Source organism: Oleiphilus sp. HI0125, assembly GCF_001635355.1.
The window spans coordinates 1-21,848 of sequence record NZ_LWGF01001155.1 but is presented as its reverse complement, the minus strand read 5'-3'; the positions used below and the strand labels follow the sequence as shown (position 1 = coordinate 21,848).

The window sequence follows — 21,848 nt, the reverse complement described above, 5'->3', positions numbered from 1 at the left end:
TACTTATGTAAAATATAAAGAAATATAAAAATATTTTTATATTTCTTTAGGTTATATTTAAGGTCGATATGTTGAACGAAAAACTCATGTTTGGTGTACGAGAAATTGACGTCTTTTGGCGCAAAGCTCTTTCTGTAACCAAATGTATCTTGGTTTTTTTTGCATTATCGGCGTGCACTTCTCCAGACATTTACTACAATAAAAACTTTAACCCTCCGGTGTATTTTGGAACTCATGTGGTTCAGTCCGGTGAAACGCTATACAAGATCGCGTGGCGCTACGGACGTGACTACAAAGAGTTAGCAAGTGCTAACAACATAAAATCGCCATATACCGTTTTTGTTGGTCAAAAAATAGACTTGGAAGTGAGTGCTTCAGCCATCCAGTCGGCCTCAAATTCTGCCAGCTCTTCGCCTTCTGGTTCTTCAAATGTAACAAAACGTAAACGAAAACCTGAATCTCGTTACAAATCGACAAAGAACAAAAATCTCAATAATTCCAATAACATAACTTGGGCGTGGCCTCATGTTGGCCTGATCCTTGCGAAGTATTCTGTGAACTCACGCAGTCGGGATATCAACAAAGGCATTGATATAGGAGGTGCCGTCGGCGATGACGTTAATGCAGCAGCTTCGGGAGAAGTTGTATATGCAGGGAACGGTCTCTTAGGTTATGGAAATCTTATAATCATTAACCACAGCGATCGATTCCTAAGTGCTTATGGGCACAACCAGACGATGCTGGTAAAAGAGGGTGAACCTGTCCGGCGTGGTCAACGAATTGCAACAATGGGTACGAAAGGCCAAAAGCCTATGCTTCATTTTGAAATTCGTAAGGATGGTCAGCCGGTCAACCCGGAAAAGTACTTGCCAAAAAGATAGATGCCTTCATAAGAGGGCGATTAAGAAACAGCTAGGTTATTCCTGAAAACGGAATAGACAATAAAAAGCGGAGAAACACCATGGCAGCAGAAAGAGATACTTTATTTGAAGCAGAGCAGTTCGGTTTTGGTTCAGACAATGGAAATTCACAGCATGAAGAAGATATTGCATCGGTAGTTACATCTATCGATAGCCGTCGTACAGGAACTCGCGGAGATGCAGCCGCAAGTCGTCAACTTGATGCGACTCAAATGTATTTAAATGAGATCGGTTTTTCTCCTCTTCTATCAGCTGAGGAAGAGGTGCATTTTGCGCGCCTTGCTCAGAAAGGAGATGAAGCTGGTCGTAAGCGCATGATTGAAAGTAACTTGCGCTTAGTTGTAAAAATTGCGCGTCGATACGTTAATCGCGGTTTGACTCTTCTAGATCTCATTGAAGAAGGTAACCTAGGTTTGATTCGCGCGGTTGAGAAATTCGATCCTGAGCGCGGTTTCAGATTCTCAACATATGCTACTTGGTGGATTCGTCAAACCATCGAGCGCGCAATCATGAACCAAACACGCACCATCCGTTTGCCGATTCATGTTGTGAAAGAATTGAATTTATATTTGCGCGCAGCACGTGAATTGACACAAAAGCTTGATCACGAGCCATCAGCAGAAGAAATTGCGGATCTTCTCGACAAACCAGTTGCTGATGTGAAGAAGATGCTTGGTCTTAATGAGCGTGTAGCTTCTGTTGATACACCGATTGGTGTGAATGGCGATAAATCGTTACTAGACACCGTTGCAGATGAAAATGCTTCGGATCCTGCCGAAATCTTGCAAGATAACGATTTGCAAGGTTCGATTGATGGTTGGTTGGATCAGCTTTCTGGCAAGCAGCAAGAGGTGTTGTCACGCCGTTTTGGTCTGCGCGGTTATAAGATGAGTACTTTGGAAGAGGTTGGTAGCGAAATCGGCTTGACCCGTGAACGTGTTCGCCAAATTCAAGTAGAGGCACTTAAGCGCTTACGCGACATTCTTGAAAAGCAAGGTTTGAGTGGCGATATGTTATTTAAATAGCCACTACTTGTTCTAGGTCCTAATATTATTTGCCGCCATCTGAATAAGATGGCGGTTTTTTTGTTTCTAATCGCAGCGTTATTCGCCGGTCTTGTCTTTAAACTTCTATTATACCCACTAAAAATATAATTACTTGGTGTGTGAGTGAGTATTGTGCCAGTATTCATAGGGCTTAAGAACGATTTAACTGGTCGTTATTCATTACATAAATCTCTACATTTTGTAAATGTCGCCTAATCTAAAAGATAAATCTGGTTAAATTGATCAAATATTCTTTACAAAAATAACTGAATTCACGCCTAAAAAATTCACTTCAATTTTCGGTAAGGTTGATGTCGGCGAACAATAAAGTCGTTAACTTTTGGACTTTGTAGAACAGGCAAAATGGCTGAAAAAAGAGGATTGCAGACGTCGAGATTTGAGCGGCGGTTGCTTCCGCTGTTAGACAAAAGCGGCTGTTGAGTTACTCTGTATCTGGCGTCTGCTTACAATAAGTTGTCAGACATTGCTGCCTCAACAAATCTCAAGTACTTGTGGGAATAGCTGATCTATGTTGCTGCTCAGGCAATAGCCGAAGATGTTGACTCAATATAATCCATTGGATTATGCTTTGACCCATGCAAACTATTGTTGAATTACCAGAGTTTCAGAAACGCGCTTCAGATCTGTTAAAAGGTGAAGAGAAGACGAGCATTATTAATTACCTAGCTGCGCACCCTCAAGCGGGGAATATTATGCAAGGTACTGGCGGTATCAGGAAATTACGGTGGTCTGCAAAAGGAAAAGGCAAAAGCGGAGGCGTGCGTGTCATCTACTATTATCACAACGGCTCGATTCCGCTCTTCTTGCTTACTGTATTTGAAAAGGGTGAAAAGGCCAATCTAAGCAAAACTGAACGAAATGATTTGGCCAAGCTTACTACTTTACTTGTTAATAGTTATGGTGAATCAGATGTCTAATACGTTCGCAAGCATTAAACAGGGGCTCCAAGAGGCCATTGATTACTCTGAGGGCAAACTCAAAAAAGCGGTTGTGCATGAGTTTAGCCCTCTTGATGTCAAAGAGATTCGCGCGAAAGTCGGCATGTCGCAAAATGAATTTGCATCGGCTTTCGGCATTAGTGTCAGTACATTACGTCATTGGGAGCGAGGAGATCGAAAACCTCAAGGCCCGGCACTGGTCCTACTAAATGTCGTTGCTAAAGAGCCTGAAACAGTTCTTAAGGCTTTGGCATCATAATTGTTCGCTGATGCGCTTAAGGATCACGGGCGTTGTAATTACGCTATTTTGTTTACTTTAGTTGAAAGAAAAAATGGAATTAAACCTCTTTCAAGTCGATGCTTTTGCGACTGAGCTTTTTGAAGGTAATCCTGCCGCGGTATGCCCTTTACAGTCATGGTTACCGGATGACCTGCTTCAAAAAATTGCCCAAGAAAACAATCTTTCTGAAACGGCGTTCTTTGTAGAAACACAAAATTTCTTTCGTTTACGTTGGTTCACGCCTGAACATGAAGTCGATCTTTGTGGGCACGCTACTTTGGCTGCATCGCACGTTTTATTTAAGCATCTTGGCTATTCTGGCAAGGCCATTCGATTTCAGACAAGAAGCGGCATTCTGGTTGTCGAAAGAACTGACTCTGGTTATGGCATGAACTTTCCTGCTGCAGTTCTAACGGAAACAACAAACCATGACATCCTTTCAGAGGCGCTAGGGATTGAGCCGAAAGCAGCATGGTCAGCTTCTGATTATATTGCCGTTTTAGATAATGAAGCCGAGGTCTTGGCTGTTAGCCCCGACTTTTTAAAACTCTCTGAACTTGACTTACGTGGGGTTATTGTCACTGCTCCTGGTGATGAGTTCGACTTCGTTAGTCGCTGCTTTTTTCCAAAATTGGGGGTAAACGAAGATCCAGTTACTGGGTCAGCACATTGTGAATTAGCGCCTTATTGGGGCAATAGATTGGGTAAAAGTCACCTTACCGCAAAGCAACTTTCCAAAAGAACAGGTATCGTTGAGTGTGAGGTGGATGGCAATAGAGTTGTACTTACTGGCAACGTGGTTGACTACCTGAAAGGTGTAATCAAAATCGACGTGTAGTCAATTTTTCACCCCAAGAGTTTTTAACGAGCACAACAATTGGCAGCTTGCTCGAAGGACTATGTACAAACTTCTCGTATGTCCGCATACTCAATGAACCGTAAATAATGTGGGATTGCAGACTTAACGCTATGACTTCCGCTTCTGTCTAATCATAATCATCTTCGATGCATCCTTAAAAGTTTGATTTTACAAGAGAAACTCCGATATTCGGGTAAGCAAAAAAGGACAAATACGAACAAACGGTCCGCATTTTCCAATGACGAGTTTCTCATCAAGGCTCGTAAATAACTGATATGATTGTGAAAACTTAAATTAATAAAAACGTAGAAAAAGTGTTTAGCGGACCGGAGGGTTCGTTAAACACACTATTACACGGCATCAATCGATGCATCTTGCCAATCTTGAAATCTAACAATGAAAAAAACAGTTCGCCTATCATCTCTACTCATTTTGATCGCATTTTCATGGGCATCGTATGCTGATGATTCGTCTCTCTATAAACAAATCGAAGGTCATTGGCAAGCCGTATCAATAAAGCAGAACGGTAAAGAGATCAGCATCAATAATACAAACCCTGCTTCTGGTGCGGCCGAGTTTTACTTTAAAAGTAATAACAAAATATTGATTCGCGCGATTGACCCGATGTTTATTGAAACTAAAGCACTCAAAGAATACTCAGGAATATATAGAATTAAAGATGGGCAATTATATATGCAGCTCAATATGGGCAATCCTGACTCAGAAGAGAATCAGAAAATTCAAATCAAAGATAACTTGCTGATCCTAGAGCCTGTTGAATATAAAGGGTTAGTTTCAAACACGTTCCGTAAAATCCCGACATGGACCTTAAAGCTATAGATCTTACTATAGCCGTGTAACAAGTCGCTCGTGTTCGTCGCTTCGCTCCTGGGACGCCTACGGCGCCCCACAGCTATGCGTTCATGTCTGCTTTCTAAATAAACCCGAAGTAAACCGAAACTGCAAAAGCATTCTTCTGACTTCCGCTTCTGTCTAATTTGAGACACCATAGGCCAATAAACTAACAAGCGGTTTATATCATTCATCGCGGCATGAATCCCATTTCAGCAAGAGTTTCATTGAGTTCACCGAAACGAGCAAGTCTGTTCTCAAGCTCTTTGACCTTCGCCTTTAATTCAATATTCTCTGCTTCCAGGCTAGATACCCTTTTGGAATCTAAGCTTTTACGATTAGCTGTGTTGTCGTATTTTTTTGGTTTTGTGTCGCTTTCTTTTGCGGCGTCACTTAATTTTGGGAGGACGCCTTTATTGCGTAACTCTTTCTCTAGTTATGCCAGCTCTTGTTTGAGGGCTGGGTTTTGATTTAACGCTGATTTGCCGCAACCGATAGCTGTTGCTATTTCGCCTCGATTTAACTGGCCTCGATAAACTATCTGTTTAAATTCTTCGTCAGTTTGGGTTGCTACTCAAGAAGCAAAAGCATCAAGATTGTGTTTGGCTTTTTGCTGACCTCTTGCCATATATTTTATCCCTCTTTGTGATGTTTACTTATTGCTACTTTCAACGTCTCGTAAGGTCTTTTGAAACACATCCATGACACTTGAGTTGGTTTTGCCAATGCTGGATAACTTTTGAATGAAAGCTTGAAGTTTACCAATCTCTGAATGCGCCACCGCAAGTTGCGCTTCCAGTTGGATCACTTTCTCCGCTAGCTCCACATCCTTCTGTAAGTATGAGAGTAGTTCCTCATTGTCAGACGAAACTGGTTTGCCTCGTAAGACTTGCTTTTGTTGCTGGTACTCATGTTTGATATTGGCGTACTTGTCGAGCGTTTGTCTCGTGGTGGCAATGCCCAAGCTGGATTCAATTTTTGTGACTAACAAATCCCACGTTAACTTACCTTCCCAGCTTCGAATGAGGGCTTGTATGGAAATTTGCTGTTCAGTGTCGAGTGATTTAAGCGCCATATCATTCCCTCAGAGCGAGCCTAGAAAGCCTAAAAAGTTATGGGTGGCTACATCTTTGCTTTTGTCCCTTTTTAGCTCAATCGCAGCTTGAAGGGCTTGCTCGGCATCAGGCAGCGCCAACGTGTGTTCTTTCACTGTTTTTGTCTCTAAATTGGTGATTCTCATGCTGTTTGAATGGGTAAGTAAACGCACCATACTGCCTTTTTCAATGGCGTCATCGGATAGCACTTCAATAAGGTGTTTTAGCATACATATGTTGCGATAATGGGTTTTGTACCACGCCTGCATACTTTCACTAGCGACAAAGTTGATGGCCTCCTGAACCCTTTCCAGGTTATGCGTCTGCACCTTTAAATCTTTTATAAGTAGAGCAATAGCTTCATCATCGTGGGCGACATGGCAGGACGATGAGCACAGCGCACATTGTGTTTCAAACTCTGACATGTAAGTACAAGGTGATATGGCGAGGTTCTGAGTGCAAAACCCTGTTTCATGAGTAAACGTCGGCATTTCATTGTCGATGGCCTCATTGTACTGGTTCATGGTTCTAATACGCTGACTGACCTTCTCTTTAACGTCGTTTTCTAGCTCATTAGAATAAGTGATATCCCCAATCACCGAGGCGTTTTGGGCGTCCGTGGTATGGATATACTCGAGTGTTTGCTCTGCACTCTTTCGACCAGATAGCAGGGTGATGAGGAGGTGAGGCAGCCCTTTTTTCGCAAGGTAATCATTTTGCCAATGCCTCAGTTGGTGTGGCTTGAGCACAAAGTCGGAGGCAAACCCGTGGCGCTCAAAGAGAGTCAGTCGTGATTTGGTGCGTTTAACTAATTCTCTAGCAAATAATTCGCTGAGTGTCCTAATTGGCACCAAAAGAAAAGGATTTTTTACTTTGCCGCCCATTTGCTTTTGTGTATACATAAACAACGCGCGTTCAACATCGACAGACTTCGTTTGGTGATGATTATATCCGTTGAGTTGAGATTGATTCGTCTCGACGATGTGATTTTGAAACTCGGCCACTGTGAGTGTTTGTTGGCCTACGGTGTATTTGTTGTATTGACATTGGATGGATAAACTGCATCCCACCAACTCATAGGCGTAAGGGCAATGAGCCTTAAACACAAGTGTGTCGAACGGCTCCAACTGCGCGATGGGTTTGATGAACTTTGGGTTAGTGATTGATACATCGATAGCCCCTTTTGTGTCAGGTGAGACTCGGACGCATTTGTCACTGCCGTCAAAAAAGCCCAGCAGCAAGCCCAGATGTAAAAGGTGGGTGGGCTTGCTCATGGAGGGCTTAAGCAGGGCGATGTTCTCATCGCTCGGCTTAAAGTCACCGAGTACGTCTTTCAGAGGGCGATTTGGCTGTCGATAGAACCGAGCCAGCGCTCTGGCAGGCTCTGTTACTAAGAGGGTGTAGTGTAAGGCTCGGTCTACACTTTCAACCATTTCGGCATTGATATGATTTTGATTGTCCTTATACCCCTTTGAGCCCCGCCAGTTCAGATAATGCACCGTTTTTTCTTTTCCATCGACAACTTGCATATGACGCTGTATGCGTTGTGTTTCCAGAAGCACTTGCTCTGCCCCGATGCGATTGGGTGACGCCATGCCCAGTGCTGCCATGGTGCAGCTAAAGCTGTCTCGCTGCTCTTTCGTGGCAGCGATAAGGGGTTGCCAGGCATCAACGTTGTTTTTGTATTCATCCTGATAAGGCGGGATCACATCATGAAAGATAGCACCGAGCGCCAAAAGCGTTTTTTCCGAAGGCAGTTTGTTTTTCTCCGCCGCCAGTGCGTCATCACCACTTTTTCCTCGTAATGTTTCAATGGTGGTGTTAATGCACGGCTGGCAGCTTTTGGGCAGCATTTTATGGCGGTGAAGCCAGTCGATGAAGGCCGCTAGGCGTTTAGGGTTTGTCAGCGAGTCGATGGCGTGTTGAATCGTTTCAAGGGAGGCCGAAGCGACATTCTGATCTAAGCGGCAAAGGAAGTATCTTGCGGTCGTGATTTTATCTCTCTTCCCGGCTCGGGTTATGTTTTCCTTTAATATATCAAGCGTATAGGCAAATAATAAATCGTGTGTTTCAGGTGCCAATCGATCATCTTCTGTGAAGCGAGTACCTATTCTTGGTCTGTTTTTATTCATATTACAAAAGAGAATATTCAGGGTTCTGCCGCCGCTGTCGGTGAACGTCACCGCCATGTCATCCCATGACGCAGGCTCATCCTGAGCGTTAGTAAAGCCCATCAGCGGCTGCGCTTTCTTTTTGGTTACGTAAGCACGCTGATTATCAATGTAGCGATTTATCGTACTCATACTTACGCCCCTAGTTTCAGGGTTTTTCTCTCTTCACACAGTGCAATCGTCACTTGGATATAAAGAATGATGGTTTGCAGCCGTTTGACTGTGGCGGGGTGCCCTGATTGACTGTTAATCGCCAGTTTACGCTCGGCTTTATCTAAATATGGCTGATGGTTGGCGGTTTCTAATGGTCGAAAATTATCACATGGGTAGCACCCCATCGGGGCGGCTCCTTTTGACTGACAGCTGGCGCAATTAGCGGGGTTCAGTTTGTGCCCGATCTCCTCATCAAAAAGACTTTTAACCACAAAATCAGGGTGTTGCTGTAACTCTTTCGAAGAGACGCTATCAAAGCGTTGTATGACACTATTTCCCACAAAGGCTTGGTCAATTTTGACCCGTTCAGGCGCTTTTAAATCAAGGTAAGATTGGATGGCCGCCACGGTGACACCTGTAATGGCGGCAACTTGCGCGGGACTTAATCCCATCCAGGCCGCAAGGGTTAACTGGGTGTGACGCCAGCGGTTATTCTTAAAGGAAAGGGGCTGATGGGCGATGCGGTCACTTTTAATGTCGAGCTTTTTATTAAAGAGGTAAATAATATTATTTCTAAGAGAATTAGAAGAGAGATGAAACGATTGGGATGTGTCGCTCATGGAGCGAAAGAGGCTTTCTTTCGTCTCAAACCTTGTTAAAAATAAACTTTGGTCTGGAAACAGCGGGAGTCGTTGCATCAGTGCTTTGGCGTCACTCTCAGTCAGTGCGATGTTGCACTGGCTCAATCTGACACCTAAATGGGTTTCATACACTTGGTAATATTGAAGCAGCAATGCAGACAAGTTCGGATCGAGTCGATGTGAGCGTGATTCGGCATTGCGCCTAAATCCTCCGTCTTTTCCTTTAAAGGTTCGCAGGTGCAATTGCTCCACATCAGAAAAGTGATGCTGTGTCAAAGGTTGCCAATCACGGTTATGCTCTTTGTGTGAGGTAAACGCCTGACCTACTCGCAAGAGGTCGCACCATTTGAGTTGAACTAATTGCGTGGGTCTTCTTACGACAGCGACCATCAACTGACACGCCAGAATATTTCTCAGGCGAGTAAAGGACTTCGTGGTGGCAAATTCATTATCGAGCGCATGGAGTGTTTCGATTCGCAGTGCTTCTAAAAGATTATCACGCTCTATTTCACTGTACGCGCCAGTTGTTTCATCAAGGATATTTTTTGAGCTATCCCATCTGCCTAGATTTTCCTCTTTAACGAGGTCATAGAGCGGAATGAGGACTTCGCTACGATGTTCAGGGCTTCGCTGACAAAATGCGTACAATGTATATCTTACTTTCTTTTTATAGTCCGTGAGCGTTAGCCACCATGCATCAAATGTTGCTGGTTCTAAATACTGGCAAAGCGTTTTTAATATGGAGACATGAACATTCAGAGAGTTACAGGAGTAGTATTTGGCCGCGTGTGCAATCGCCAACCGAAGGTCGAGAAAAACGTCACTGTCCAACGTGTTCATCCACTCAAGATAAAGGGTTTTCTTGTAACCGAGCACCCATTCATCGGAAAAGAGGTCGAACTCATAGCCTTCCACTTTTGATTGAAAGGTGGTTTTTCCTTCATAGCGAAGCTTCAAGTTATTTAATTCGAGGTTATCCATTAGTCACCTCTCAGGTTGGGTACGGATTGGCTTTGGTTCTTCGATGAGATTTCTGCCACCGCCACGGCTAATTGGAACTCGTTGTAGACGGAAGCCATTTTTGAATCTTCTGCCCAACCCATCGCATATTTACGAAGATCTTCGATTTTATCGGCTGAAAATCCTTTCTCTCTGGCTTTATCTTCAAAGATTTCATTCCATTTATGACGAAGTAAATGAGGATGTAGCGCTATCCCAATCTTCTGCCCAAAGGTATTTATGATCTTCTGAATGGCGTTGTAAGAGATTGGGTTTCCGATGGATTTCCCTTTTTCCGAGATGAAGACAAAATCATGCTTATGAGCGTTGGGGGCAATGTTTCGCACAGTTTCAATGTAGAGCCTAATAAGTTTCATTAAATCACGAGAGATGGAAACTGAGAGGGCTTTTGTTTTGTTCGCGGCGGGAAGTCGCCTTATATCTGTTGGGTCATTGGGCGTTCGGGTCAGTAGGAATCTAGGATTACCCCAATCATCCACCAAATCACTCACCTTTAATTTCAATACCGCACCCACACGAACTCCAGTATCAATCAATATTTGGGCGATGATCTGATTTCGAAGCTTGCTCGATTTGAATGGGTTATTAGGCGAGCGTTCTTGAATAACATCTAACAATTCAAAGAATTTATCGGATGGGATCGCTGATTCAAAAGCATCCTTAACAACGGTGTTGTCTTTTCTGGAGTTCGATATTGCTGCGCTGATATAGAGCTTAAATTTATTAAATTGATCATCCGTGCTGATTTGTTGCTCGGTCTCAGCTTTATCATAGTGATGGCAGATATATAGGAATTCAATGTAGTCTTTCAGACGATTGAGGCGTTGATTAAACGTATGCGCTGACACTTCTGGCTGACTGTTGAATGTCGCATGTATCGCATCTCTGATTTTTTTATCCGTCAGGCTGACTACTGCGCTGTCTTTGTTATCGGCTTCTGCGTCCACATAAAATTTACAAGCACGAATGTAGTTATCAATTTCCTCAATTGATAAAAACGTACCGCATGCTACACGCTCAACAAGGTCGATACTGTTCTCCATGAAAAAGCGATATAGAAACTTCAACTCATAGGCATATTTCTTTCGGGTGTGAAATGAAGTTGGCTGTTTTGATTTTCGTGATTTTGTTGTGGAAAGTGGGGAACTATGATTGCCGTTGAGGTAAGCATTGAGGTACAAGCAGCAAGGTAAACCATTGCGAACAATAACGGGAAACGAATAGCCATTCATATCCTTATATATTTTAACTTGAATATTTTCAGTTAAACTATTCATNACAAATTTTATTAGTGCTTACACGTAAATCTACCTTGAGTGTTCTCTTACCGGTTGTAAAGGCAAAAAAAGATTCCCGAAGGAATCTATGGCATTTACTAGGATTTATTTTTTACGTTTTTTTTTAGTGGAGGGTATTCGCATAAATCTTCGATCATGCAGCTCTGACATCTAGGCTTTCGTGCCATACATGTGTAGCGTCCATGAAGTATCAGCCAGTGGTGAGCATCCACAAGAAATTCTTTTGGAATAACGCGTAATAAGCGCTTTTCGACTTCCAGTACATTCTTGCCCGGAGCGATCTTCGTTCTGTTTGCTACTCGGAAAATATGTGTGTCGACCGCCATTGTAGGATGGCCAAAGGCTGTATTAAGTACAACGTTAGCGGTTTTTCTTCCAACGCCAGGGAGTGCCTCTAGGGCTTCGCGATCTTCAGGTACTTCTGAGTTGTGTTGAGAAATGAGCATCTCACATGTCTTGATGACATTTTCTGCTTTAGCATTAAATAGGCCGATGGTTTTTATATAGTCCTTTAAGCCATCTACTCCCAGCGCGTATATTTTTTCGGGAGAGTTTGCGACAGGAAAGAGTTTGTCAGTTGCTTTGTTAACGCCTTTATCGGTCGCTTGGGCAGATAAAATGACAGCAATAAGTAACTCGAAAGGAGAGCTGTAATTCAGTTCTGTTTCAGGTTTTGGATTGTCGTTTCGAAAGCGTGTGAAGATCTCTGTGCGAATGCTTTTGTTCATTGTTAAAACAATTCTTGGTGTTTGTAATTAAAGTCAGCTAGTATAACTAAGGAAGCCTTAAAAACACGGCTATTTTTATGACATTGGGCATCTAGAATGCTTGTTTGTACATACCTATATCCACGTTTTGAGCGTTTCAATTACGTTATATATTCAGGAATAGGTTATGTCAGAAAGAGTTACAGGTAAGGTTAAGTTTTTTAACGAGTCAAAAGGCTTCGGTTTCATCGAGCAAAACGGCGGTCCAGACGTTTTTGTTCACTTTAGTGCAATCCAGTCTGAAGGCTTTAAAACCTTAGCTGAAGGCCAAGAAGTTGAGTTCACTGTAGGCCAAGGTCAAAAAGGCCCACAAGCTGAGCAGGTTGTTCCTAAGTAGGACATAACCCGATCGAAATTCTACGAACCCGCTATCGCTTGCGACAGCGGGTTTGTTTTTATCTGATAGACCAAAAATAGTATGGCACTTCAAGACTGTAATATTGTGCTCGGCGTGAGTGGTGGTATTGCTGCTTATAAATCTGCCGACCTTTGTCGCCAACTCAAGAAAAACGGTGCGAACGTACGCGTTGTGATGACGCAGGGTGCGTGTGCATTCGTCCAACCATTGACCTTCCAAGCTTTAAGTGGCGAACCTGTTTCTACAGCACTTCTTGATGAAGATGCTGAAGCAGGAATGGGGCATATCGAACTCGCAAAATGGGCAGATCTCATATTGATCGCACCTGCTAGTGCAAATTGCATCGCAAGAATAGCTAATGGCTTTGCGGATGATCTTCTCACAACGCTTGTGCTAGCGACCGAGGCGCAGATAGCGATCGCGCCGGCAATGAATCAAGTAATGTGGGCAAATCCTATTACGCAAAAGAATCTCCAGAATCTCATCGAAAGTTATGAGCAGCGACTCCAAATAGTAGGGCCAGCATCAGGCGAACAAGCATGTGGTGATGTTGGTTTTGGTCGAATGATGGAATCAAGCGATATTGTTGCGGCAATTTCTCAGGAATCAACACCGCGAGAATGTAAGTACAGAGTCGTTATTACGGCAGGGCCAACGCGAGAAGCGATTGATCCTGTTCGATATATTTCAAACCATAGCTCAGGCAAGATGGGCTATGCCTTGGCAGAAGCCTTCCATGCAGTGGGTGCAGATGTTTGCTTAATTTCCGGTCCTGTTAACTTATCATGTAGCAGTGGTATTGAACGTATTGATGTGACGTCTGCGGAACAGATGTATGAGCAAGCAATGCGACAAGCACGAACTGGATTAGATGTATTTATTGGTTCTGCTGCGGTTGCCGATTACAGGCCAATTGATGTTTCTGAACAGAAGATGAAGAAGACTGGTTTCGGCGATAATATTCAAATAGAGCTTACTCAGAATCCTGACATAATTGCTAACGTCTCTGCTATGCGAGAAAGTAGTCACTCTCTAATTGTTGGTTTTGCTGCTGAAACAAACGATGTTATTCAGTACGCTAAATCTAAGCTTAAGCGGAAGAGCTTAGATGTCGTTATTGCGAATGATGTTTCGAATCAAGAAATTGGATTTAATAGTGACAACAATGAGGTAACTTTGGTTACTGTAGATGGTGAAGAATTATTGCCTTTGACATCTAAAGCTTCCTTGGCTCAAGAATTAGTGACTCGACTATCTGAAAAATTAAATCAAAAAAGAAAAAGTAAATGAAAACACCATTACAAATAAAAATCTTGGATGACAAAATTGGGAATACTATTCCCTTACCTAGTTACGCAACTCAGGGTTCTGCGGGTGTTGATTTGAGAGCTTGCCTAGACGAATCGATTAACTTAGAACCTGGCCAAACTACCCTGATACCTACGGGATTGGCGATTTATATCGAAGATCCTCAGCTGGCGGCAACAATATTACCTAGGTCTGGCCTTGGTCATAAGCATGGGATTGTTTTGGGGAATCTCGTTGGTTTGATAGATTCTGACTATCAAGGCGAGTTGATGGTTTCGTGTTGGAATAGAGGAAATACAACATTTTGTATAGAGCCGGGTGAACGTATCGCTCAGCTAGTTGTTTTGCCTGTCGTGCAAGTCGAGTTTAATCTCGTCGACGAGTTTAAAGAATCAGATAGAGGAACCGGTGGATTTGGTTCAACGGGTACAAAATAAGAAACACATTAAGTCGGGATGGATTCATGTTGGGGCTCAAGAAAAAGCACGCGCTGGTGAAAACTGAGAAGCGAGAAAAAGGTAAGGCAACAAGCAAAGGGAAGAGCAAGGTTGCAGATGATAATCAAGGCAAGTCCATCGCGGCCTGGAGCTTTCAGCCCGCAGCGATAGCTTTCATAAGTGTTATCGCGTTGGCTCTACTTATCGAACTTTACTTTGTGCAAAGTGTTGAGAAAGATCAGCAAAACGATATCAATCAAAATTACGCAAGTCTTGTTCAGAGCGACTTGAATTTTATGATTCAAGAACGTTTATATGCCTTAAAATCTGTCGCGACCAATAATGTATTGATGAATGGTTTCTCTAGCGACAAAACAAGTCATCAATTAATGAAGGCAAGTTTTAGTGACTTAGTAGGTCTTTATGTCATTCCAGAATCACAGCTTGGGCAAGCGCGTACTATTTACTCTGATTTAGGATATGCGAGTGTCGACGCCGTTAGAAAAGCGCAAGATATTGATAAACTAAGATTTGATGCGTTTTTTGACGGAAAGAGTTGGTTCTATCAAGCAGCGGTGCGTGTTGAGAACAATGATCCTGCTGTTGTTTTATTTGTCTTTGATTTGAGCGAGATATCGAAGGAAGTACAGATTAAAGCTCAAGCCTTGCAAGGTAGTCTCACCATCTATGGTGGAGTTGATCAATCTGCATCTAAAGTATTTTCTGCTGGTAGTAGTGTTGGTGGAGAAGAGATCAGTAAATCTCTGAATATAGGTAATTGGCAGCTTAGATATCTGTCTAATTCGACAGCTATTGTTGCCATAGATAGAACACTGCTTTGGATTATGCTCAGCAGCGCTGCCTTATCTACGCTCGTGCTTGTTTATCTGGTATGCAGATTTCGATTGCAAAAAGTTCATAGCGACGTGGTATTAGCGGATTCACTTGTGCAGTCAGCCATTTCTGGTGAACGAAAATCAACGCAGCGTTTGCATTTTTCCGAGACCATTTCACTTGTTACAAATGCTAATCAAGCGCTGTCGACGCAAGAGCAAAAGGTATCAAAGAAACCTAAACCATCAGCACCTGCGGCGGAAGAAGAGCTACCTGTAAATGAGCCTCTTGCCGAACTTGTTGTTGATGAAGAATTAGAGCCTGAGCACGACCTAAGTGACGAGCTAAATTTTGATGATTTGGACCTAGATGAGGAGTTGGGTTTGAACGAAACTACAGAAACTGTTGTTGAAGAAAAGACAACTTATTCAATCGAGTCTTCAATTTTCCGAGCTTATGATATTCGTGGAATCGTCGATGAAACTTTAACTGACGAAGGCGTCGAGTTAATCGGTCGAGCGCTTGCATCTGAAGCCTTGGCGCAAGGACAAAGTACTCTGTGTGTCGGTTATGACGGGCGCTTATCTAGCCGACCATACTGTGAGGCAATCTGCAGAGGTATTACTTCCGCAGGGGCTGACGCAATCGTTATTGGCCAAGTTCCTACTCCTGTTTTATATTTTGCGACACATCATTTAAATACTGGAACTGGCGTTATGATTACCGGTAGTCATAATCCAAGTAACTACAACGGTTTCAAAATGATGGTAGCTGGCAACACGCTTTCCGGTCCAGACATTCAAGCCTTGTACAATCGTATCGTAAATGGCGACCTAGCTAGTGGCAGTGGCACGGTCAGTGAGCAAAATGTTGATGATGCCTACCAAGACACAATCGTTAATGATGCGGCTGTTGCTGCGCCACTTAAGGTCGTTGTTGATGCTGGTAATGGTGTTGCGGGCGAGCTTGCGCCTAAGTTGATTGAAGAGCTTGGTTGTGACGTGGTGCCATTGTTTTGCGAAATTGATGGAACGTTTCCAAATCACCACCCTGATCCAGGCAAACCGGAAAACTTACAAGATTTGATCGCGGCAGTTCAGCGAGAGAATGCCGATTTAGGCTTAGCGTTCGACGGGGATGGTGATCGGGTAGGTGTTGTGACAAACAGTGGCAAGATTATTTGGCCAGATCGTTTGTTGATGCTTTTCGCAAAGGATGTTGTCTCGCGTAATCCAGGCGCTGATATCATTTATGACGTGAAGTGTTCGCGTCGTTTGAATGGTTTGGTCGCAAGCTTCGGTGGTCGTCCTATTATGTGGAAAACTGGACACTCATTGATCAAAGCTAAAATGAAAGAAACAGGCGCCTTACTCGCTGGTGAAATGAGTGGTCATATATTCTTCAAAGAGCGTTGGTTCGGTTTTGATGATGGTGTATACAGCGCCGTTCGTTTACTTGAAATTCTTGGTATTGAAGACCGTTCGGCAGATGAAGTGTTTGCGGAATTCCCAGAAGATACCAGTACACCAGAAATTAATATCACCGTGACGGACGAAACAAAGTTTGAATTGATAGAAAAGCTTTGTGGGCGTGCTGCAGCATTTGAAGATGGTAGTGTCTCTACCATCGACGGATTACGTGTTGATTTTGCAGATGGGTGGGGGCTATGTCGCGCATCGAATACAACGCCGGTTTTGGTTCTCCGTTTTGAGGCAGACAACGAGTCGGCAATTGCACGCATTCAGGCGCGCTTTAAAGAGCAATTATTAGCTGTTGATAGCAGTTTAAATATCCCGTTTTAGTTAAGAGTTCGAATAAATGAGTTTAGATAAAGACAGTGCGATTCAAGTCGCTTCTGTATTGAATAAGGCTCTGCCTTATATCCAACGTTTCGCGGGTAAAACTATCGTTATTAAATACGGTGGTAACGCAATGGAAAACGAAGAGCTAAAAAACAGCTTTGCTCGTGATGTTGTGTTGATGAAATTGGTTGGTATTAATCCGATTGTTGTTCACGGCGGTGGTCCACAAATAGGTGATTTGTTAAGTCGTTTGAATATAGAAAGTCGCTTCGTTGATGGTATGCGTGTGACAGATGCTCAAACCATGGACGTCGTGGAAATGGTATTAGGTGGCTTGGTTAATAAAGAAATTGTAGCATTGATCAATCGCAATGGCGGTAAAGCAATTGGTTTGACGGGTAAGGATGCAGATTTTATTCGAGCTCGTAAGCTTGAGGTGAAGAGTGCTTCGCCAGAAATTCAAAAGTCTGAAATTATCGATATTGGCCATGTTGGAGAAGTTAGTCGAATCAACCCTGAAGCAATTGATATGCTTGTTCAAGGCGACTTTATTCCTGTAATTGCACCAATTGGCGTAGGCGAGAATGGCGTTTCTTACAATATTAACGCGGATCTTGTTGCTGGTAAGGTTGCGGAAGAACTGAATGCAGAGAAGCTGATTCTGCTTACCAATATCTCTGGTTTACAAGATAAACAAGGTGAGATTCTGACAGGGCTAAATACACAGCAAGTGGATGAATTGATAGCGGACGGGACGATTTACGGCGGTATGCTGCCGAAAATCGCTTGTGCTTTAAGTGCTGTGAGAAACGGTGTTAAAAGTGCGCACATCATCGATGGCCGTGTTAGCCACGCAACGTTACTAGAAATATTTACTGATGAAGGCGTAGGAACACTAATCAGTAACGTGTAATCGCGTTAGCTCTGGACGCGATTACCTCCTTCAAAACGCGCTGCGCTTAGCAAAGCTTCCGCGCGTTTATTAAAGCTCTTAATATCATTATTCTTGTTTAACTCTGCGACACCGCATGAAACAGTAATAGTGCCGAGCTGTAACTTCTCTGCACTGTCCGAGAGTGTTTGTTTTGCGAGACGTTGGCGCAAATTTTCTGCTACGGTAATTGCATCTTCAAGTTGAGTATCTGGTAAGAGCAGCGCGAAACTATACTCATCATAGCGCGCAATTAAGTCGTTACCCTTTAAGTGCTTCTTGAATAGTGTGGAGATAAATTTTAAGACTTTATCGCCAATCGTATCGCCAAACTTATCTCTGAATTGATCGAACTGATCGACTTCTAGAATAGCCAATGAAAGTGCTTCGTCTTGAGATTGACTCATAGATATGTGCATTGCTAAGTCTTCATCAAATGTAGCCCGCGTCGAAATACGTGTTAGAGGGTCTACGCTTGTTTCGCCACTCAATCGCGCTACTTCGTTTTTTAGACGCTGCATTTCATTAGACATGCTTTCAAGTGACTCTTGCATTGCGCAAGTGGCGGCTTCTCGCTCTTTAGTATGCTCAATCAGTTGAGCGATCATGAGCTTAAGCTCAGCGATATCTTGCGTTGTATTCACTTCTGAGCTGATATCGTTTAACGCTTTACTGTAAACGCCCAGACCTTCACCCTCATGACGAGAGCGAAGTAAGAATTCGTTAATAACTTGTTTGACGCTATCACTTAGCTGATTCACTGTCGCTTCGTGTTGGCTAGCAATATGTTTTTGATATAACTCTCTATGCACATTAGAAGTAAAAGAGCTGCGATTTAAATCTAATAGATTGATTTCATTAACTAATTCCGCATTGTGCCCGCTGACATACTCATACCATACGGCATAGTTCTCGGGGGTTGTTGCAATATTACGTTTTTGCATTTCGGGTAGAGTTTGTTTTAGAAGGCTCACCGCAAGCCCGATATCACTACTTGTTTGTATCATATCTACGAAGTTAATTAGTAAAAAATTGAATCGGTATATTTAGGTATAGCATGATTTTAAAGTTCATTATAACTTTTATCGATAAGTGCTTTATATTTCTCAACTTTCTAAGTATTTGATGTTTGCTATAGTTTAGAGAGTACATAGATTTGGATGAATAAAAACAATGAAGCGTAAGTTGATAATTACAGCGGGGATACTGATAGTCGTTGGCGTGCTTTTGAAATTGGCTCTCGTGCTAATTTCAAACCAGGTGCTGGTTCAAGCCAAAGATGATTTGGTGAACGTTGGGTCTTTCCAATACTCAGGCGTGAAGACATCCTTGTTGGATGGCGAGATAGTTGTGTCTCAGCCAAGTTTTAAGCATTTTAAGTCTAAGCAAGACATATCGGCTGATGCGGCAACGCTTCATTTTGATGGTATTTTCGATTTAATCCTAAGCCTTACTCAGAAGCTTAGTGGAGACTATTCAGTCATCGAATCCGTTTCTCTTCAAGGTGTGGCCGTAAGCCTTCCATCGCAAGCTTTAATCGATCACTTCAATGAGCAGACTTCAGTACCTGCGAATGCCTTATTCGGTTGGTTGAGCTGCGATGGCCAAAGCGTACCGAGTACACAGTTGTTTGAAGTTATTTCTGTCGCGGCTATTACAGGCAATGCTTCTGTTCAGAATCATTCAGATGACATAGAGCTTGAACTTGTTACTGATGACTTAGGTTCCTTAGCTATGCGCTTCAGTACAGCTCGTGGCTTAGATTTGGTTTCATTTGAATATATAGAAAATGGATATTTCAAGCGGCTCTTAAATAGTTGTGAATCTGTGGTCCAAGAGGACTTAGACCTAGCCGGATTCTCAATGTCCGTGATCGAAGGTTGGAAAGCTCAGTTACTTCAAGAAGGGTTTCGTGTCTCGGATGCAGCCGCGATGGCATTGTCTGCTTATATCGCAAAAGGCGGAGTGTTGAATGTCAGCTTGTCTTCTCATGACATGGCGATTGAACAGGCTTATGGTTGGTTACCTGTCTTGGAATACGGTGGGACGCAGCTTGCTGTGAATACGGATCAAGGCGTTGAACTTGGGTTTCAGAAATATGTTCCTGAACCGAAAACTGAGCCGGTTGTTGAAAGTAAACCAGTGGAAATAGAGCCGCAATATTTGAACGTCGAGCTTACAGAGCTTGACGCGATGTTAGAAGAACGGGTGCGCATCACATTGCTGAATGGCAAACAATCCGAGGGTATGCTTAGTCAGGTTGATGAGCACTTACTTGTGATCACTCCTCTCAATGGAGACGGAAGTGTTTCGTTTACGTTTAAACGCGTTGAGTTAAGTGTCCTAGAGGTTTGGAAATAAATTCAATGAAATTGCATATTCCTAAAGAATTACCCAGCTTTGAAACGCTGTTAGCGAAACTTGTCGGCGAAAATTCAATTAGCGCTAGTGATTCCTCTTGGGATCATAGTAATGAATCCGTGATTCGAGAATTAGAAAAGTGGCTTTTGGGTTTAGGATTTCGCTGTGAAGTAATTCCGGTTGATCAACAGGCGGGAAAGTACAACCTTATCGCGACGCTTGGAACAGGCAGTCGAGGTTTAGTGTTGGCTGGGCATACTGATACGGTTCCTTATGATCAGGCAAGATGGAACTCAGACCCTTTTAAGTTGAGTTTCTCTGAGGGCAAGTACTATGGCTTAGGGACATGCGATATGAAAGGTTTCTTCCCTATCATAGTAGAAGCCTTAAAGAGTATGGATCAAGCGGAGTTAAATGAGCCCTTAATCATTGTTGCGACTGCTGATGAAGAAAGCTCAATGGCGGGAGCGCGACTGATCGCTCAGCAAGGTGAACTTCAAGCCCGAGCGGCAGTTATTGGGGAGCCAACAAGTATTCGACCTATTCGAATGCATAAAGGTATTCTCATGGAGGCGGTCGAATTTAGAGGTTGTTCTGGGCATTCTTCGAATCCAGACTTGGGGAATAGTGCCGTCAATGCAGTTCACGGATTTTTAGGAGAGCTTTTCGCATTTCGTTCCCGTTTGCAGGCAAACTATCAGAATGCGAATTTTGAAGTTTCGGGACCTACATTAAATGTCGGTGCAATACATGGGGGAGATAGCCCTAATCGGATTTGTGGACACTGTCAGATGAATTTTGATATCAGACCGCTTCCTGGGATGTCCGTTTCTTCACTTCATGCTGAGATAGATGCGTTAGTGAAACAGACAGGCTACAAATACAAGATCGATGTAAAACATCGCCATATGGTAGAGCCAGTTCCAGCCTTTGAAACGTCACGTGATGCGGAGCTAGTTAAAGCTTGTGAACGCTTAACTGGAGTTCCAGCAGAGGCGGTAGCTTTTGCAACGGAAGCCCCCTTCTTGAGTGGAATGGGAATGGAGACAGTTGTAATGGGCGCTGGATCAATTGATCAAGCTCATCAACCCAATGAGTTTCTTGCCGAGCAACAAGTTGGAGAAATGGCTAAGGTCCTTTCGTCGCTGATCAATAGTTATTGTATCGCGCAGCCTTAGTACGAGAGATAATAAAACATGCAAGATTGGATTAACTGGTTTCGTCACGCTTCACCCTATATCAATCAACACCGAAATCGCAGCATGGTTTTCGGCGTTTGTGGTGAGGCGATTGAGCATAAGAATTTTATTAACATCGTTCATGATATTGCTTTGCTATGTAGCCTAGGTATTCGTGTGGTGCTGGTCTTAGGAGCACGTCCTCAGATCGACAGAAATTTAATGTCGCGTGGTTTGAGTTCTGTTGTTGAGGAAAACCTAAGAGTTACGAGTAAGGAAGCACTTCCTAGCGTGCTCGAAGCATATGGCAAGGTAAGAAGTGAAGTAGAAGCCTTACTTTCTATTGGATTGGTCAACTCACCAATGCATGGCTCTTCGATTAAAGTGGTGAGTGGTAATTTCATTTCGGCGAAGCCTATGGGGGTCTTAAACGGCATTGATTATGGCTGGACCGGCAAAGTGCGTAAGGTTGATAGTGAAAGTATTAACGGTCACTTAAAAAGCGGTGCACTGGTTCTTCAAACAGGGCATGGTTACGCAGTGACCGGTGAAATTTTTAATCTGTCTTATGAAGAGTTA

At 43.2% G+C, this 21,848-nt stretch carries 20 protein-coding genes; 14 read left to right on the top strand and 6 right to left on the bottom strand.

Going from position 1 to position 21,848, the window contains the following annotated elements; all coding sequences use genetic code 11:
* The first annotated feature begins 68 nt into the window (after nucleotides 1-68).
* The 6 genes from A3762_RS20060 (at nucleotide 69) to A3762_RS20035 (ending at nucleotide 4,904) form a co-directional block, all read left to right on the top strand.
* On the top strand, nucleotides 69-881 hold the full coding sequence (locus A3762_RS20060; protein WP_197469430.1) for a peptidoglycan DD-metalloendopeptidase family protein: 813 nt from the start codon (nucleotides 69-71) through the stop codon (nucleotides 879-881).
* Nucleotides 882-961: 80 nt separating this feature from the next.
* Nucleotides 962-1,945, top strand: coding sequence for an RNA polymerase sigma factor RpoS (gene rpoS, locus A3762_RS20055; protein ID WP_068478066.1), 984 nt, complete (start codon nucleotides 962-964; stop codon nucleotides 1,943-1,945).
* A gap of 617 nt (nucleotides 1,946-2,562) precedes the next feature.
* Complete coding sequence (locus tag A3762_RS20050) at nucleotides 2,563-2,904, top strand: type II toxin-antitoxin system RelE/ParE family toxin (RefSeq protein WP_068481262.1); 342 nt, start codon at nucleotides 2,563-2,565, stop codon at nucleotides 2,902-2,904.
* Nucleotides 2,897-3,184, top strand: coding sequence for a NadS family protein (gene nadS / locus A3762_RS20045; protein WP_068481265.1), 288 nt, complete (start codon nucleotides 2,897-2,899; stop codon nucleotides 3,182-3,184). The genes A3762_RS20050 and nadS overlap by 8 nt, the downstream gene beginning before the upstream one ends.
* 61 nt (nucleotides 3,185-3,245) lie before the next feature.
* Entirely contained in the window at nucleotides 3,246-4,043 is a 798-nt protein-coding gene (locus A3762_RS20040) for a PhzF family phenazine biosynthesis protein (protein ID WP_369820707.1), read from the top strand.
* A gap of 417 nt (nucleotides 4,044-4,460) precedes the next feature.
* A complete protein-coding gene (locus tag A3762_RS20035; protein ID WP_068757305.1) occupies nucleotides 4,461-4,904 on the top strand; it encodes a hypothetical protein in 444 nt (147 codons plus the stop codon).
* 664 nt (nucleotides 4,905-5,568) lie between these two features.
* Here the strand turns inward: A3762_RS20035 and A3762_RS20030 are convergent.
* From A3762_RS20030 to nth, 5 genes are all read right to left on the bottom strand, one after another.
* On the bottom strand, nucleotides 5,569-5,991 hold the full coding sequence (locus A3762_RS20030; protein WP_068757303.1) for a hypothetical protein: 423 nt from the start codon (nucleotides 5,989-5,991) through the stop codon (nucleotides 5,569-5,571).
* A 9-nt stretch (nucleotides 5,992-6,000) separates the two neighbouring features.
* Complete coding sequence (locus tag A3762_RS20025; protein WP_068757302.1) at nucleotides 6,001-8,313, bottom strand: hypothetical protein; 2,313 nt, start codon at nucleotides 8,311-8,313, stop codon at nucleotides 6,001-6,003.
* A 2-nt stretch (nucleotides 8,314-8,315) separates the two neighbouring features.
* Nucleotides 8,316-9,956 carry a hypothetical protein gene (locus tag A3762_RS20020; protein WP_068757301.1) on the bottom strand — a complete coding sequence of 547 codons (1,641 nt, stop codon included), beginning with the start codon at nucleotides 9,954-9,956 and terminating at the stop codon, nucleotides 8,316-8,318.
* Complete coding sequence (locus tag A3762_RS20015) at nucleotides 9,956-11,272, bottom strand: site-specific integrase (RefSeq protein WP_068757300.1); 1,317 nt, start codon at nucleotides 11,270-11,272, stop codon at nucleotides 9,956-9,958. Before A3762_RS20015 ends, A3762_RS20020 begins: the two co-directional genes overlap by 1 nt.
* A gap of 98 nt (nucleotides 11,273-11,370) precedes the next feature.
* On the bottom strand, nucleotides 11,371-12,021 hold the full coding sequence (nth, locus tag A3762_RS20010; RefSeq protein ID WP_068757299.1) for an endonuclease III: 651 nt from the start codon (nucleotides 12,019-12,021) through the stop codon (nucleotides 11,371-11,373).
* Between the two features lie 166 nt (nucleotides 12,022-12,187).
* Between nth and A3762_RS20005 the strand changes: the two genes are divergently transcribed.
* From A3762_RS20005 to argB, 5 genes are all read left to right on the top strand, one after another.
* Nucleotides 12,188-12,397 (top strand): cold-shock protein, encoded by a 210-nt coding sequence (locus tag A3762_RS20005; protein WP_068475510.1) that lies wholly within the window; start codon nucleotides 12,188-12,190, stop codon nucleotides 12,395-12,397.
* Between the two features lie 81 nt (nucleotides 12,398-12,478).
* Entirely contained in the window at nucleotides 12,479-13,708 is a 1,230-nt protein-coding gene (gene coaBC, locus A3762_RS20000) for a bifunctional phosphopantothenoylcysteine decarboxylase/phosphopantothenate--cysteine ligase CoaBC (protein ID WP_068757298.1), read from the top strand.
* Nucleotides 13,705-14,163: a dUTP diphosphatase gene (gene dut / locus A3762_RS19995; protein WP_068475506.1), complete on the top strand. Its 459-nt coding sequence runs from the start codon at nucleotides 13,705-13,707 to the stop codon at nucleotides 14,161-14,163. Before coaBC ends, dut begins: the two co-directional genes overlap by 4 nt.
* Before the next feature lie 56 nt (nucleotides 14,164-14,219).
* Nucleotides 14,220-16,799: a phosphomannomutase/phosphoglucomutase gene (locus tag A3762_RS28940; RefSeq protein WP_369820706.1), complete on the top strand. Its 2,580-nt coding sequence runs from the start codon at nucleotides 14,220-14,222 to the stop codon at nucleotides 16,797-16,799.
* A gap of 16 nt (nucleotides 16,800-16,815) precedes the next feature.
* Entirely contained in the window at nucleotides 16,816-17,712 is an 897-nt protein-coding gene (gene argB / locus A3762_RS19985) for an acetylglutamate kinase (protein WP_068475502.1), read from the top strand.
* A 5-nt stretch (nucleotides 17,713-17,717) separates the two neighbouring features.
* On the opposite strand, the gene A3762_RS19980 is transcribed toward argB, so the two are convergent.
* Complete coding sequence (locus A3762_RS19980; RefSeq protein ID WP_068757292.1) at nucleotides 17,718-18,737, bottom strand: GGDEF domain-containing protein; 1,020 nt, start codon at nucleotides 18,735-18,737, stop codon at nucleotides 17,718-17,720.
* A 220-nt stretch (nucleotides 18,738-18,957) separates the two neighbouring features.
* Between A3762_RS19980 and A3762_RS19975 the strand changes: the two genes are divergently transcribed.
* From A3762_RS19975 to argA, 3 genes are all read left to right on the top strand, one after another.
* Nucleotides 18,958-20,091, top strand: coding sequence for a hypothetical protein (locus tag A3762_RS19975; RefSeq protein ID WP_197469429.1), 1,134 nt, complete (start codon nucleotides 18,958-18,960; stop codon nucleotides 20,089-20,091).
* Nucleotides 20,092-20,096: 5 nt separating this feature from the next.
* Nucleotides 20,097-21,269: an acetylornithine deacetylase gene (gene argE, locus A3762_RS19970; protein ID WP_068757289.1), complete on the top strand. Its 1,173-nt coding sequence runs from the start codon at nucleotides 20,097-20,099 to the stop codon at nucleotides 21,267-21,269.
* An 18-nt stretch (nucleotides 21,270-21,287) separates the two neighbouring features.
* A partial coding sequence (gene argA, locus A3762_RS19965) for an amino-acid N-acetyltransferase (protein WP_068757288.1) occupies nucleotides 21,288-21,848 on the top strand: 561 nt, incomplete at its 3' end.